Raw genomic sequence first — 13,579 nt, 5'->3', positions numbered from 1 at the left:
TCTAGTCGAGCAGAAGTGCGGGCTCTTCGAGCACCGAAGCGATGTCGGCGATGAACCGAGACACCCCGTCGCCATCCACGACGCGGTGATCGAATGAGCCCGAGACCGTCGTCACCCAACGCGGTCGGACCTCGCCGTCGACGACCCACGGCTTCTGGCGGATGGCGCCGAGCGCGACGATTCCGACCTCGCCCGGGTTGATGATCGGGGTACCGGCATCGACGCCGAACACTCCGATGTTCGTGATCGTGACCGTGCCTCCGCGCTGATCTTCGGGCGTCGTCTTTCCCTCGCGCGCCGTCATCGTGAGCTTCTCAAGGGCACGTGCCAGTTCGCGCATATTCAGATCCTGCGCGTCCTTGATGTTCGGGACGAGCAGCCCTCGCGGCGTGGCGGCAGCAATGCCGAGATTGACGTAATGACGCACGCGGATCTGCGCACCCTCATCCGTGTCGACCCATGCCGCGTTGACCATAGGAGTGCGACGAACGGCCCAGATGACGGCACGAGCCATGATCAGGAGCGGGGAAACCTTGACGTCCGCGAAGTCAGGGGATGTCTTGAGGCGCTTGACGAGTTCCATCGTGCGCGATGCATCCACATCAACCCACACAGATACATGCGGCGCGGTGTATGCACTGCTCGTCATCGCCGTGGCTGTGGCCTTGCGCACGCCGCGTACCGGGATGGACTCCTCGCGGGAATCCGCCGAGGCTGCCTTCGGGCTGGTCTCCGCGGGCGCCGCCTCGGGTACCGGGATTGTCTCTTCGCGCACGGCCCCCCACTCGGGAGTCTCGATGTTGCGGAAGACGCTGGCCTGCGACGCGTGACGCACGACATCCTCGCGCGTCACCTCGCCCGCGTCTCCGCTGGCGGCCACATCGCTCAGGTTGACCCCGAGGTCGCGAGCCAGCTTGCGAATCGGCGGCTTCGCGACGACACCGATGGACGCGGCGACCGGACGTTCCGCCGTCTTGCGCCGGCGCGAGGTGACGGCGCCGCCCGTGCCATAGCCCACGAGTACGGCTCCGCCGGTCGCCTCTCCCACCTCGGTGGGCGCGGTGTTCGGCGGCGGTGCATCGGCTCCCGCCTCGCCGATCGTGATGATCGGCGCTCCGACGTTCACCGTCTCGCCTTCCCCCGCGAGCAGCTCACTCACGGTGCCGGCGAACGGCGAGGGCAGCTCGACAAGCGACTTCGCAGTCTCGATCTCGACGAGGACGTCGTTGACCTTCACCTCGTCACCCGGCGCGACCCGCCAGGTCACGATCTCGGCCTCGGTCAATCCCTCACCGACATCGGGGAGGAGGAACGTCTGCGTGCTCATGCGGGATCCTTTCCGCGGGAACCAGGGCTCAGTATGCCAGGGCCCGGTCGACGGCCTCGAGGACGCGGTCGGCGTCGGGGAGGTATGTGCCCTCGAGCTTCGCCGGGGGGAACGGCGCATCGAAGCCCGACACGCGCAGAACCGGCGCCTCGAGGGAGTAGAAGGCGCGCTCTGTGACGGTTGCGGCGATCTCGCTTCCGAGGCTCGTGAAGCCCGGCGCCTCCTGCGCATAGACCATGCGTCCCGTGGAACGCACCGAATCCAGGATGGGACCGTAGTCCACCGGCGAGAGCGAGCGCAGATCGATCACTTCGCAGCTGATGCCTTCGGCCTCGGCGAGAGCCGCGGCCTGCAGCAGGGTCGTGACCATGGCGCCGTGACCGACGAGGGTCACATCCGTTCCGCGACGCACGAGACGGCTCTCGTGCAGGCCGACCGGGGGAGAAGTCAGGTCGACCTCGCCCTTCTGCCAGTATTTGCTCTTCGGCTCGAGGAAGATGACGGGGTCATCGGAGAAGATCGCGTCCTGAATCATCCAGTAGGCGTCGTTCGGTGTCGACGGGCTGACGACCCGAAGTCCCGCGGTGTGCGTGAAGTACGCCTCCGGACTCTCTTGGTGGTGTTCGATCGCGCCGATGTGCCCGCCATAGGGGATGCGGATCACGACGGGCATGCTCAGTGCGCCCTGCATGCGGTTCGTGATCTTCGCGAGCTGTGACGTGATCTGATCAAAGGCCGGGTAGACGAATCCGTCGAACTGGATCTCGCACACCGGCCGGAATCCGCCCATGGCCAGGCCGATCGCGGTGCCGACGATTCCGGACTCGGCGAGCGGGGTGTCGATCACGCGGTTCGGGCCGAACTCCGCGTGGAGCCCCTCGGTGATGCGGAAGACGCCGCCCAGTGGCCCGATGTCCTCGCCCATCATGAGCACGCGGTCGCTGCGTTCCATCGCTTTGCGCAGCCCGGCGTTGAGGGCCTTGCTCAGCGGCATGTTCTGGGGCGCGTTCATACGTCCCCCTCCTCGAACGAGGCTTCGTACTCTTGCACCCAGGCGAGCTGCTCTTGCATCAGTGGATGCGGCTCGGTGTATACGTGCTCGAAGATCGACGCCACCGTCGGGAGCGGAAGGTTCGGTGTGCGGAGACGCGTGTCGTCGGCAAGCGCATGGGCTTGCTCTTCGACATCGGCGAAGAAGGTGTCGGATGCTCCGCGCCCCTCGAGATATGCCCGCATCCGCATGATGGGATCGCGTCCCGCCCAGGTGGATTCTTCGTCGCCCGTGCGGTACTTCGTCGGGTCGTCGCTCGTCGTGTGAGCACCCATCCGGTACGTCATCGCCTCGATCGCGCGAGGTCCGAGACCCGAGCGCGCCTCGTCCAGCGCGATGCGCGTGACGGCGTAGCTGGCGAGCACGTCGTTGCCGTCCACCTGGATGCTCGGCATTCCGTAGCCCGCGCCGCGGTTGACCAGCGGCGTCCGTGACTGCGTCGCAACGGGCACCGAGATAGCCCACCGGTTGTTCTGCAAGAAGAAGACCTCGGGCGTCGCGTAACTCGCGGCGAAGACCATCGCCTCGTGGACGTCGCCCTGGCTCGAAGCGCCGTCGCCGTAGTAGACGATGACGGCCTGATCGCGCTCGGGGTCGCCCGACCCGCTCAGCCCGTCGAGCCCGAAGCCCATCGCGACGCCCGTAGCGTGCAGAGTCTGCGAACCGAGCACCAGTGTGTAGATGTTCGTGTTGCCGTTGCGGGGATCCCTCGGGTTCCAGCCACCGTGCGAGTGCCCGCGCATGACGCGGATGATGTCGACCAGGTCGACCCCGCGGATCATGCACACGGCGTGCTCGCGGTACGAGGGGAAGACGTGATCCTGCGGTCGGGTCGCCCGGGCAGACCCGACCTGAGCGGCCTCCTGGCCGAAGCTCGGCGGCCAGAGGGCGAGCTGCCCCTGGCGTTGCAGGTTGGTCGCCTCGCGGTCGAAGGCGCGGATGACCACCATGTCGCGGTAGAAGCCCTGCAGCTCTTCCTCGGAGAGGGAATCGATCAAGGCCAGGTAGGGCTCGGCCGACTCGGTCGGGGAGAACGTTCCGTCTGCGGCGAGTACGCGCACGACGTCTGGTGCTTCGAGCGGATCCACCTGCCCTACGCTAACGTCCGCACCGGATGGTCTTCCGGGAGGTTCTGCACAATGGATGCCGCGACGCGTAGGACCTTCTCGACAGATTCTTCTTCGCCCACGGAGATACGGACTCCCTCGCCGACGAACGGCCGCACGATCAGACCGGCCTCTTCGAAGGCCTCGGCCGTCCGAGCCGTCTCCGGACCGGTCGCCAGCCAGACGAAGTTGCCCTGCGCTTCGGGCACACGCCAGCCGAGATCCCGCAGCCCACCGGCGAGGCGATCGCGCCGCTCCACGAGTTCCGCGACACGACCGCGCAGAATCGGTTCCGCCTCGAGGCTGGCCAGTGCCGCCGCCTCACCCTGGGCCGTGACCGACAGGGGGATAGCTGTGCTGCGCGCGGCGGAGAGGATCGACGCATCGCCGACCGCGTAGCCGATTCGCAGTCCCGCGAGGCCGTAGGCCTTGGAGAAGGTGCGGAGCACCACCACCTGCGGATGGTCGAGGTATCCGGTGGCACCCAGACCATTCACCGCGTCGGGGTCGGTGACGAACTCGGCGTAAGCCTCGTCGAGCAGCACCAGCAGGTCGTGGGGGAGCGCGGCCAGGAACGCGTCGAAATCGTCGCGGCGCACAGTCGGCCCCGTCGGGTTGTTCGGAGTGCAGACGATCACGACTCGGGTCCGCTCGGTGACCGCCGCCGCCATCGCCGGAAGATCGTGACGCCCGTCGGCCGTCAGCGGCACCGTGACGCTCGTCGCACCGGCGACCGTCACGAGATTGGGATAAGCCTCGAACGACCGCCAGGCATAGAGAACCTCGTCGCCGGGGCCTGCCGCCGCCGAAATCAGTTGCGCGAGGATAGCCACGCTTCCCGCGGCTGCGTGCACCCGATCCTCGTCGACCCCGAATCGCGTGGCGAGCGCGCCGCGCAGGCGTCCCGCTGTGGCGTCCGGGTAGCGGTTGATGCCGGATGCTGCGGCGACGGCCTCGAGCACCCCGGGAAGGGGCCCGAAGGGGTTCTCGTTGCTGGAGAGCTTGTGAGCCGAGCCATCCGCCTGCTTGCCCTGTCGATACGCAGGCAGGGCGGCTATCTCGGGGCGGAGTCGCACGGGTGCGGCGGGCGAGTCGGTCACCCGGTCGAGTCTACGAGGCGGGTGGGGGAGACGCGCGGATGCCCGCCGTGGGAGACTCGGGATCATGCGATTCATCGTCCGTGTCGTCATCAATGCGTTCGCGATCTGGGTCGTCACCCTGATCCCGGATCTGCAGGTGAGGGTCACCCCGTTCGCTCCGGGGGAGACGCTCCAGCTCGTGCTGACCCTGTTGCTGGTCGCCGCGATCTTCGCGCTCGTGAACACCGTCATCGGCACGGTGGTCAAGATCATCGCTTTCCCGCTCTACATCCTCACTCTCGGTCTCATTTCCCTGATCATCAACGGTTTTCTGCTCTGGCTGACGGCCTGGGTCACGTCGTGGTTCGGGTTTGGCCTGACCGTCGGCGACTTCTGGTGGGGCGTTCTGGCGGCCCTGATCATCGCCGTGATCAACGGGATCTTCGGCATCATCCTGCGCCCCCAGCGCCAGCGTCGCCGCGACTGACGCGTCGCGCGCTGTATTCGGTGACCTGCACGGACTCCGCCGTTCCCAGTCGGTTCCAGAGGGTGTCGATTCCCCGGGCACGCGGGTCCGCGGAGGCATCCAGCAATGCCCCCGTTTCGACGTAGGCAGTCAGAGCGTGTGCCGGCATCGTGATGTCGTGTAGTCCCGGGAGCGGGTCGGCCATGCGCTCGGCGACGAAGCCGCCCTGCGCGCCGCGCTCAGCGGTGGGCACCGAACCGGCGAGGGCGGCCACGGGATCGTCGGTGTGGCGGATCGTGACCGCGGTCACGTCGGCGGGAAGGGGATCCGTCGTCGGGGCGCCGAAGGTCACGAGCGTTCGGACGTCGTACTCGCCCTCACGTGCGAGCAGCTCCGCCGCCATCGCGCCCTGGGAGTGGGCAACGGCGTGCACGGGCTCGCCGGGGCTGACCCCGGCATCGGCCAGGGCAGCGCGAACGGCAGCACTCGCCGCGGCATCCTGACCCGAGTAGAGCGCGAGGTTGGAGCGCATGTCGAACGGCTCGGGTCCATCGAGCGCGACACTCTGGGTGCCCGTGACGTATACGACCCACTCGCGTCCGCCGCTCGGCATCGTGTAGCGCTCCACACGGACGCGCGCGCCTTCGGGGCCCGAGAGGCGCTTCCCGGCATCGGCGAAACCCGCGACCGGCGCTGCCACCATGCGGCGCAGGGGAGTGACGGTGACTTCCCGGCGCACTGCGGGCGACGGGGACGCGGATGCGGTGGGCGCTCGTACGGCGTTCACCCGGGTACTCCTGGCTCCCGCCGCGGCGAGCTGCAGGCCGGCGACGAGTGCGAACCCGAGCGGCGCTGCCCACGCTCCGCCGACCAGACCCGCGCCCAGGGCCGCCTGCATCCGAAGGGCGCCGCCGCTGTCGCCATCCCCGAACGCACCCGTTCGCAGCAGCATCTCGAACGCCGCGTCCGACCCCGAGACGCCCCACAGCCGCGTACCGAGCACACCCGCCCGGGCTTCGAGGGCCGTGCGCTCGGCGTCGCCGTGCTGCGAGAGGTACCACGCGGCATGGACCTCGATGAGCTCGTACAGGTCGGCCGACTGGTCGAGAGCGACTGAGAGGCGCTCGCAGTCCTCGGCCAGTCCTTCGACCCGTCGCGCCTCGCGCGCCAGCTCGTGCTGCACGTCGCGGGCCGCGCGCAGTCCCGGCACCGACGCGATGAATCCCGCGGCGAGGTCGAGAGGCGCGTCCATGCAGCGCAGCCGATTGGCCAGTGCACGCCCCGCGTTCGCGGCGCTCCGCAAACTGGACGTGTCGATCGCGGCGGCGCCGCTCGATCGGATGTCGAGGTCATCAGCCATGGGGCGCCGCCTCCGTCAGCGTCCAGACGCGATTGCGGAGAGCTCGAATGTCATCGACGAGCGCATCCAGCGCCGCGGAACTGGCCGATCCGTCGGCCGAGAGGGCACCGGCGCGCCGCCGGAAGTCTCGGGCGGCCGGACCCTCCCACGACACCCGCCCCTCGAGCGCGATCAGGGCCGCAGCGACCGACTCCGACTCCGCGGCAACGGCCCGGACGAGCGTCAGCGCCGCCGTCACGAGGTCGGCGAGCCACGCATCGGAGGCGTCGTACTCGCGATCGGGCGGCGGGGAGCGGGGAAAGGCGGCAGCGGGCACCGATTCAGGGTGGCCGTGCCGGGGCCTCACTCCGGTCCGCATCGCTCGAAATGGGGGATTATGGGCGTCCTCCGCCCGTGGGGAGGAGATGCAGAGAGTGCGCGGAGAGAGGCGGGCGGGCAGAATGGGCGGATGACGCGGAACCTGGACGCCTCAGCGCCCTTCCGCGTCGTGTTCGTCTGCACGGGCAACATCTGTCGCTCACCGATGGCCGAGGTCGTCTTCCGGCAGCTCGCGGATGCCTCGGGTCACGGCGCACGCGTCGCCTCGAGCAGCGCCGGCACGGGCGACTGGCACGTGGGCGAGCAGGGCGACGAGCGTACCCTCGCGGCCCTTCAGCGCCGCGGATACGACGGCAGCCGCCATCGGGCCCGACAGTTCACGGCCGATACGTTCGACGTCAACGACCTCGTGGTCGCGCTCGATCGCAGCCACGAACGGATCCTGCGGGGATGGGCACGCACGGAAGAGGATGCGGACAAGGTCGCCCTGCTGCTGGGGTTCCTCCCCAGCCCGACGACGCTCGATGTTCCGGACCCGTACTACGCCGCCACCGAAATGTTCGATGACGTGCTCGGTATGATCGAGGACGCGACCCGGTCGCTCTTCCGCCAGCTCGAACCCGCCCTTCGTCCGGGATCGCGCACCGCCGCCTTCCCGTTCGGAGCATCCCCGTGACGTCCCTTCCCCCGCAGCCCCTGAGCCCCCTCGACGGCCGTTACCGCGGCGTCGTCGCGCCCCTCGCGGAGTACCTCTCCGAGGCAGGGCTCAACCGCGCACGGGTCGAGGTCGAGGTCGAGTGGCTGCTGGCACTCACCGATCGGTCGCTCTTCGGAACAACGCCCCTGGCAGCCTCCGAGCGCGACGCGCTGCGTGAGCTCTACCGCTCGTTCGGCGCGGATGAGATCGCCTGGCTCGCCGAGCGCGAAGCGATCACCCGGCACGATGTGAAGGCCGTCGAGTACCTCGTGCGCGACCGCCTGGCCACGCTCGGCCTGGACCGCATCGCCGAGCTCACGCACTTCGCCGCCACGAGCGAAGACGTCAACTCACTCGCCTACGCGCTCACGGTTCAGCGCGCCGTCGAGCGTGTCTGGTTGCCGGCCCTCTCGGCGGTACGCAAGCGCCTCGACGAGCTCGCGGTCGAGCACCGCGCGGCGCCCATGCTCTCGCGCACGCACGGCCAGCCCGCGACGCCCACGACGATGGGCAAAGAGATCGCCGTTTTCGCGGCTCGCCTGGCGCGGGTCGAACGGGCGATCGAGGCATCCGAATACCTCGGCAAGTTCTCGGGCGCGACCGGCACGTGGGCCGCGCACCTCGCCGCCGGACCCGATGTCGACTGGCCGCTCGTTGCGCGCGAGTTCGTCGAATCGCTGGGAATCGGATTCAACCCGTTGACCACCCAGATCGAGTCGCACGACTGGCAGGTCGAGCTCTATGACCGCGCGCGTCACGCGGGAGGCATCCTGCACAACCTGGCGACGGATGTCTGGACGTACATCTCGCTCGGATACTTCACGCAGATCCCGATCGCGGGCGCCACGGGGTCATCGACCATGCCGCACAAGATCAACCCGATCCGGTTCGAGAACGCCGAGGCGAACCTCGAGATCGCGGGAGCGCTGTTCGCCTCGCTCTCGCAGACGCTCGTGACGAGCCGCCTGCAGCGCGACCTCACGGACTCGTCGACGCAGCGCAACATCGGCGTCGCCTTCGGCCACTCGCTGCTCGCGCTCGACAACCTGCGCCGCGGCCTCGACGAGATCGCGCTCGCGCAGGACCTGCTCTCGGCCGACCTCGACGCCAACTGGGAAGTGCTCGGTGAGGCGATTCAGACGGTCGTGCGGGCCGAGGTCGTCGCGGGTCGCTCGACGATCTCCGACCCCTACGCGCTACTGAAGGAACTGACCCGGGGTCGTCGCGTGAATTCCGCGGATCTGGCCGAGTTCGTGCGAGGGCTCGACATCGGCGAAGAAGCTCGGGCCCGACTGCTCGCCCTCACGCCTGCGACGTACACGGGCTTGGCGGCGGAGCTCATCGACCGCGAGGGCTGAGCGGTAGGATACTGCGAGTCACTTCGACGAGCTCAGTGACCGACGTCATTTCGACTCTGCCCTGCGGGCCTCGCTCAATGACCGGGCCCGGTCGCCCGTTGAGCGAGCGCAGCGAGACGACACCCGCGCACCGCGGACGAGTCAGGAACGCGGCGCGTCGTCCGGCTCGTCGTCGAGAAGCACGGCGCGGTCGATGGGCTTCTGTACCTGCGCCGGGTCGACCGCGAGCAGCAGTAGCGACAGCCCCAGGAGCACGACGATGAACGTGACGCCGCCGATGATGGCGGTCAGCGGCAGAGCGAGGACTCCCACGCTGGGCTGAAAGCCCCCGGTGGAAACGAAAGTCACCACCGCGGCGAAAACCGCGCAGACAAAGGCGACGCCGAGCAGCTGGACCGGGCGCATGAGCTCGCGCCGGGTGGGTCGATCGGTCATGCCCTCTCCTCCTCGCGCCGTGCCGGCGCAGTGCGGGCGTCCGGAGCGGCTGTGCCCGCGACATCCGCGTCGCGCGATCCGGCGTCGATGGCATCACGGCGCGGCGAGAAGCCTGCGATTCCGAGGAAGACCGCAACGATCGCCGCGTAGGCACCGAAGATCCCGACCGCGATGATGATCCCGGTCAGCGTGAACTCCGTGTCGACGTCGTCAATGCGGTAGCTCAGCGCGTACTGCGCGGGTACGAGCAGCAGGCCGAGGCCGAGCAACACGGTGAAGATGCCGACGACGAGCGAATCGCGCGCCTCTGCCCGCAGGGCGGGGGAGCGTCGCTCGCGTAGCGCCCCGATCGCCTCGATCAACCCCGTGACGAGCGCCCATGAGATCACCAGGGCGAAGAAGAAGGTCGTGGAACGCCAGACCAAGATCCCGGCGAGCATTCCCGCGACGACCGAAAGCGCACCGAGCGTGAGTGGCACGGCGCGGCGCCCAGCCGGATAGGTCAGCCAGGCCGACACCAGCTCGATCAGGCCCGTGACGATGGCGAAACCGCTGAAGACCGAGAGCCCGACCGCCGCGGAGTGGTCGGACGAAAACGTGACCATGATCGCGGCGACGGCGGCAATTCCGGCGCGCGCGAGCTGCACATGCCGCAGTGCGAAGCGCGGTGCAGCTGCGGATGGCGCGGGAGTGGCGGTGGACACGGTGGAACCTGGTTTCGAAACGGGGATACTCCCAGTCTAGATCGTCAGGCGGCGCGGGTCCCCGGCGCCCACACGGCCGTCTGCGGCGCGACCTGCAGCGCCGCCTGCAGTGCGATCACGGCAGGATCGAGTCGACGTACCCGCCGTCCACGCGGAGCGCCCCGCCGGTCGTCGCCGAGGCCAGGGGTGAAGCGAGGTACACGACCATGTTCGCGATCTCTTCGGGCTCGATCAGTCGCTGCAGCAACGACTGCGGGCGCGCAGTGCGCATGAACTCACGCTGGGCCTCGTCCCAGGGAAGGCTGCGGTCGACGAGTTCGTAGACGAACTCCTCGACGCCCCCCGTGTGGGTGGGACCGGCGATCACGGCGTTGACCGTCACGCCGGTGCCAGCCGCCGCCTTCGCGAATCCGCGCGAGACCGCGAGCAGGGCGGTCTTCGACATCCCGTACTGGATCATCTCTGCGGGGATGACGATCGCCGAATCGCTCGCGATGTTGAGCACACGACCCCACCCGCGGGCGATCATGCCGGGCAGCACCATGCGTGTGAGCCGGGCTGCCGACAGGACGTTCGTCTCGAAGTAGCGACGCCATTCGTCGTCTTCGATTTCGAGCGGGGGCGCCGCGCCAAAGATGCCCAGGTTGTTGACGAGAACATCCACGTCACCCGCGCCCGCGACGAGGGCCTCGGCGCCGGATGCTTCGGCCGCATCCGCCGCGATTCCCGTCACGGTCCCCTCGCCGTCTTCGGCGCGAAGCGCGGCAACGGCCCGTTCGACGCTGGCCTCGGAGCGCCCGTTGACGACGACGCTCGCTCCCGCGCGCCTCAATCCGCTGGCGATCGCGGCCCCGATACCCGAGGTCGACGCGGTCACCAGGGCGGTCTTGCCCGACAGATCGATACGCATGATGCCTCCGGTTCTCGGGCCCACCCTGTCATCCGCCGACGAGACGGCGGCAGAATGAACCCATGCCGATCCTCAACAAAGACATGACGCTGTGCATTTCTCTGGCCGCCCGTCCGTCCAACCTTGGCACCCGCTTCCACAACTTCCTCTATGACGAGCTCGGGCTGAACTTCGTCTACAAGGCCTTCACGACCGACGACATCGCGGGCGCGATCGGGGGAGTGCGGGCCTTCGGCATCCGCGGCTGCTCGGTGTCGATGCCGTTCAAAGAGGCCGTGATCCCGCTGGTCGACGCGATGGAGCCGTCCGCGGAAGCGATCGAGTCGGTCAACACGATCGTGAACGATGCGGGCACACTCACCGCGTCCAACACCGACTACGAAGCCGTCGAGGCCCTCCTGTCCGAGCATGACGTCGACCGGGCCCAGTCGGTGCTCGTGCGGGGGTCGGGCGGCATGGCCAAGGCCGTCGTCGCGGCGTTCCGCGGCGCGGGCTTCGATGACCTGACGGTGCTCGCGCGCAATGAGGCCGCCGGACGCGCGCTCGCCGACAAATACGGGTACCGCTGGGTCGCAACGGATCCCGCGCCCGGGCACGCGATGCTCGTCAATGTCACCCCGCTCGGCATGGAGGGAGCGGATGCCTCCGCCCAGTCGTTCTCGGACGACCATCTCGCGGCCGCCAGCACCGTCTTCGACGTCGTGGCATTCCCGTCCGAGACGCCGCTGATCCGCGCGGCACGCCAGCGGGACCTCGCGGTCATCTCGGGCGCCGAGGTCGTCGCTCTCCAGGCCGCCCGGCAGTTCGAGCGCTACACGGGCGTCGTCCCCACCCGCGACCAGGTCGAGCGCGCGGCCGCGTTCTCGCGACTACCGGCCTGAGCCTGAGATCTGCGCCGCCTGACCACCCGCTCGGCCGTCTGAGCGTCAGCCCTGCAGCCGCGCCATCCATCGCTCGGGCTGGACGAGCGCGGCGAAACCGAACTTCTCGTACAGACCGTGCGCGTCGGCCGTCGCAAGCAGAATGCGACGCAGCCCGAGGGGTTCGAGGGCCGCAACGACACCCGCGATCAGCCCGATGCCGACGCCTTCACCGCGCACCTCAGGATCGACGAACACATCACACAACCACGCGAACGTGACGCCGTCGGTCACGACCCGGGCATACGCGACCTGCGCTCCCGTCGCGGTATCGATCACCGCGAAGTTGCGGGATGCGTCGATGGCGGCGTCCTGAACATCGCGCGCACGCCCGAGCGCCCAGTAGGCCTGCTCGCTCAGCCAGTGGTGTACACGCTCGCGGTCGATGTCGTCGGGATCGTCCGAGAAGCGGAAGCGCGCGTCCATGAACCGAGGCTATGCCGACCTCCGTCTGGCGACGCACATCCCGACCTTTCGTCACCCGGAATACCCCGTTGACCGCCCATCCCGGGTGTGCGGAACTGATCGGGCGGCGACGGAGCCGACTGTCGCGATCAACGAGGAGACGGCGGATGACCGAACGCAGGATGACGCTCACGATGTTCATGGCCGCGTTCGGCTATGCGAACGACGCCTGGCGTCATCCACAGAGTCGAACCGCCGACATCGGCTCTCTCGCTCACGTCCGCGACATGGCCCAGGCCGCCGAGCGCGCCGGAATCGATCGGCTTCACCGAGAAGATCGGGATGATCGGCACAGCATCGACGACCTGGTCGGAACCGTTCACGGTGGCACGCCAATTCGGCAACCTCGATCAGCTCTCGGGCGGCCGAGCGGGATGGAACATCGTCACGTCGGTGAGTGGCAACCAGAACTTCGGCCGTGACGAGATGCCCGAGAAGTCTTCCCGCTACGAGCGTGCGATGGAGTTCGTCGACGTGGTCACAAAGCTCTGGGACAGCTGGGACCGCGACGCCATCATCGACGACAAGGTGGGCGGCCAGTGGATCGACAACGATCGCGTGCACGACATCGACCACGTCGGTGCGCACTTTCGCGTTCAGGGCCCGACCAATATCCCGCGTTCCCCCCAGGACCGGCCCGTGCTCGTTCAGGCCGGTCAGTCGCCGGCGGGAATCGAACTGGGATCCACGTACGCGGACATCATCTACGCCGTGCAGCCCGAGAAGGCAGGCGCGATCGCCTGGTACGCCGACTACAAAAAGCTCCTCGCGACGAAGGGGCGCGACCCGGAGCGGGTCAAAGTCCTGCCCGGCATCATCCCGATCGTCGGTCGGACAATGGCGGAGGCGGAAGAGATCGCCGCCGAGCTGGATGAGTGTGTCACCGATACGAACGGACGCGCGCTCGTCAGCGGGCTGCTCGACGTCGACGTGAGCGACCTCGATGTCGATGAGTTGATCCCTGCGGAGCGCCTCGGCGACAGCCCGCACCGGATGGAGCGGTGGCGGCTGTTCCGCGCGATGGCGTCTGAACTCACGCTGCGCGAATTGATGATCAAGATGTCGCGGTCTACCGGCCACCAATCGCTCGTGGGTACCCCGGCATCGGTCGCCGAGACCATGATCGACTGGTTCGAGGCACGCGCCTGTGACGGGTTCAACTTCGATCCGCCGAACGTCGGGGCCGGGATGTCGAACATGCTCGAACTTCTCGTGCCGGAGCTGCAGGAGCGCGGGTACTTCCCGAGCGAATACCGGGGCGACACATTCCGTGAGCGCTCCGGCCTGACCCTGTTCACGCCGCAGGAGGCCGACGCGCGCGCCGTGGTCATCGTCTGAATCGGGGCCGTCCGAACGGCTGTGTTGCCGAGTGTGACGACGCGA

Annotated in this window: 16 protein-coding genes; 5 read left to right on the top strand and 11 right to left on the bottom strand. The window is 68.4% G+C overall.

Annotated elements, in window-relative coordinates:
• Nucleotide 1: 1 nt before the first annotated feature.
• Genes CGU34_RS15785 through CGU34_RS15770 form a run of 4 tightly spaced genes read right to left on the bottom strand, consistent with a single transcriptional unit; the run spans nucleotide 2 to nucleotide 4,584 of the window.
• Entirely contained in the window at nucleotides 2-1,327 is a 1,326-nt protein-coding gene (locus CGU34_RS15785) for a dihydrolipoamide acetyltransferase family protein (RefSeq protein WP_100814658.1), read from the bottom strand.
• A gap of 28 nt (nucleotides 1,328-1,355) precedes the next feature.
• Nucleotides 1,356-2,339 carry an alpha-ketoacid dehydrogenase subunit beta gene (locus CGU34_RS15780; RefSeq protein WP_036301679.1) on the bottom strand — a complete coding sequence of 328 codons (984 nt, stop codon included), beginning with the start codon at nucleotides 2,337-2,339 and terminating at the stop codon, nucleotides 1,356-1,358.
• Nucleotides 2,336-3,466, bottom strand: coding sequence for a thiamine pyrophosphate-dependent dehydrogenase E1 component subunit alpha (locus CGU34_RS15775; RefSeq protein WP_100814657.1), 1,131 nt, complete (start codon nucleotides 3,464-3,466; stop codon nucleotides 2,336-2,338). Before CGU34_RS15775 ends, CGU34_RS15780 begins: the two co-directional genes overlap by 4 nt.
• Before the next feature lie 5 nt (nucleotides 3,467-3,471).
• On the bottom strand, nucleotides 3,472-4,584 hold the full coding sequence (locus CGU34_RS15770; RefSeq protein WP_232711709.1) for a histidinol-phosphate transaminase: 1,113 nt from the start codon (nucleotides 4,582-4,584) through the stop codon (nucleotides 3,472-3,474).
• A gap of 64 nt (nucleotides 4,585-4,648) precedes the next feature.
• On the opposite strand from CGU34_RS15770, the gene CGU34_RS15765 reads away from it, so the two are divergent.
• Nucleotides 4,649-5,050, top strand: a complete 402-nt coding sequence (locus tag CGU34_RS15765; protein ID WP_100814655.1) for a phage holin family protein — start codon at nucleotides 4,649-4,651, stop codon at nucleotides 5,048-5,050.
• On the opposite strand, the gene CGU34_RS15760 is transcribed toward CGU34_RS15765, so the two are convergent.
• Together CGU34_RS15760 and CGU34_RS15755 are read right to left on the bottom strand one after the other, a co-directional pair.
• Complete coding sequence (locus CGU34_RS15760) at nucleotides 5,013-6,389, bottom strand: hypothetical protein (protein WP_100814654.1); 1,377 nt, start codon at nucleotides 6,387-6,389, stop codon at nucleotides 5,013-5,015. The genes CGU34_RS15765 and CGU34_RS15760 overlap by 38 nt on opposite strands.
• Complete coding sequence (locus CGU34_RS15755) at nucleotides 6,382-6,705, bottom strand: hypothetical protein (protein ID WP_100814653.1); 324 nt, start codon at nucleotides 6,703-6,705, stop codon at nucleotides 6,382-6,384. Before CGU34_RS15755 ends, CGU34_RS15760 begins: the two co-directional genes overlap by 8 nt.
• A gap of 132 nt (nucleotides 6,706-6,837) precedes the next feature.
• On the opposite strand from CGU34_RS15755, the gene CGU34_RS15750 reads away from it, so the two are divergent.
• Nucleotides 6,838-7,383: a low molecular weight protein-tyrosine-phosphatase gene (locus CGU34_RS15750; RefSeq protein ID WP_051514230.1), complete on the top strand. Its 546-nt coding sequence runs from the start codon at nucleotides 6,838-6,840 to the stop codon at nucleotides 7,381-7,383.
• Nucleotides 7,380-8,762, top strand: a complete 1,383-nt coding sequence (gene purB, locus CGU34_RS15745; RefSeq protein ID WP_100814652.1) for an adenylosuccinate lyase — start codon at nucleotides 7,380-7,382, stop codon at nucleotides 8,760-8,762. Before CGU34_RS15750 ends, purB begins: the two co-directional genes overlap by 4 nt.
• 141 nt (nucleotides 8,763-8,903) lie before the next feature.
• Here purB and CGU34_RS15740 read toward each other — a convergent pair whose 3' ends face one another.
• The 3 genes from CGU34_RS15740 to CGU34_RS15730 form a co-directional block, all read right to left on the bottom strand.
• Nucleotides 8,904-9,197: a hypothetical protein gene (locus CGU34_RS15740; RefSeq protein WP_036301847.1), complete on the bottom strand. Its 294-nt coding sequence runs from the start codon at nucleotides 9,195-9,197 to the stop codon at nucleotides 8,904-8,906.
• Nucleotides 9,194-9,901 carry a hypothetical protein gene (locus tag CGU34_RS15735; protein WP_051514227.1) on the bottom strand — a complete coding sequence of 236 codons (708 nt, stop codon included), beginning with the start codon at nucleotides 9,899-9,901 and terminating at the stop codon, nucleotides 9,194-9,196. The genes CGU34_RS15740 and CGU34_RS15735 overlap by 4 nt, the downstream gene beginning before the upstream one ends.
• A 115-nt stretch (nucleotides 9,902-10,016) precedes the next feature.
• The gene (locus CGU34_RS15730; RefSeq protein ID WP_100814766.1) at nucleotides 10,017-10,811 is read right to left on the bottom strand and encodes an SDR family NAD(P)-dependent oxidoreductase; all 795 of its coding nucleotides are present in this window, start codon (nucleotides 10,809-10,811) and stop codon (nucleotides 10,017-10,019) included.
• Between the two features lie 62 nt (nucleotides 10,812-10,873).
• Between CGU34_RS15730 and CGU34_RS15725 the strand changes: the two genes are divergently transcribed.
• Nucleotides 10,874-11,692 carry a shikimate 5-dehydrogenase gene (locus CGU34_RS15725; protein ID WP_100814651.1) on the top strand — a complete coding sequence of 273 codons (819 nt, stop codon included), beginning with the start codon at nucleotides 10,874-10,876 and terminating at the stop codon, nucleotides 11,690-11,692.
• Between the two features lie 45 nt (nucleotides 11,693-11,737).
• Here the strand turns inward: CGU34_RS15725 and CGU34_RS15720 are convergent, their stop codons facing one another.
• Together CGU34_RS15720 and CGU34_RS17270 are read right to left on the bottom strand one after the other, a co-directional pair.
• Complete coding sequence (locus CGU34_RS15720) at nucleotides 11,738-12,157, bottom strand: GNAT family N-acetyltransferase (protein WP_036301831.1); 420 nt, start codon at nucleotides 12,155-12,157, stop codon at nucleotides 11,738-11,740.
• Between the two features lie 128 nt (nucleotides 12,158-12,285).
• Nucleotides 12,286-12,489 (bottom strand): hypothetical protein, encoded by a 204-nt coding sequence (locus CGU34_RS17270; protein WP_198517861.1) that lies wholly within the window; start codon nucleotides 12,487-12,489, stop codon nucleotides 12,286-12,288.
• Here CGU34_RS17270 and CGU34_RS15715 point away from each other — a divergent pair.
• Complete coding sequence (locus tag CGU34_RS15715) at nucleotides 12,479-13,534, top strand: NtaA/DmoA family FMN-dependent monooxygenase (protein WP_157811357.1); 1,056 nt, start codon at nucleotides 12,479-12,481, stop codon at nucleotides 13,532-13,534. The genes CGU34_RS17270 and CGU34_RS15715 overlap by 11 nt on opposite strands.
• Nucleotides 13,535-13,579: the final 45 nt, after the last annotated feature.

It is taken from the genome of Microbacterium lacus (genome assembly GCF_002812805.1).
Lineage (GTDB): Bacteria > Actinomycetota > Actinomycetes > Actinomycetales > Microbacteriaceae > Microbacterium > Microbacterium lacus_A.
The sequence above is the reverse complement of the archived record's forward strand: the minus strand, read 5'-3'. Positions and strand labels throughout refer to the sequence as shown.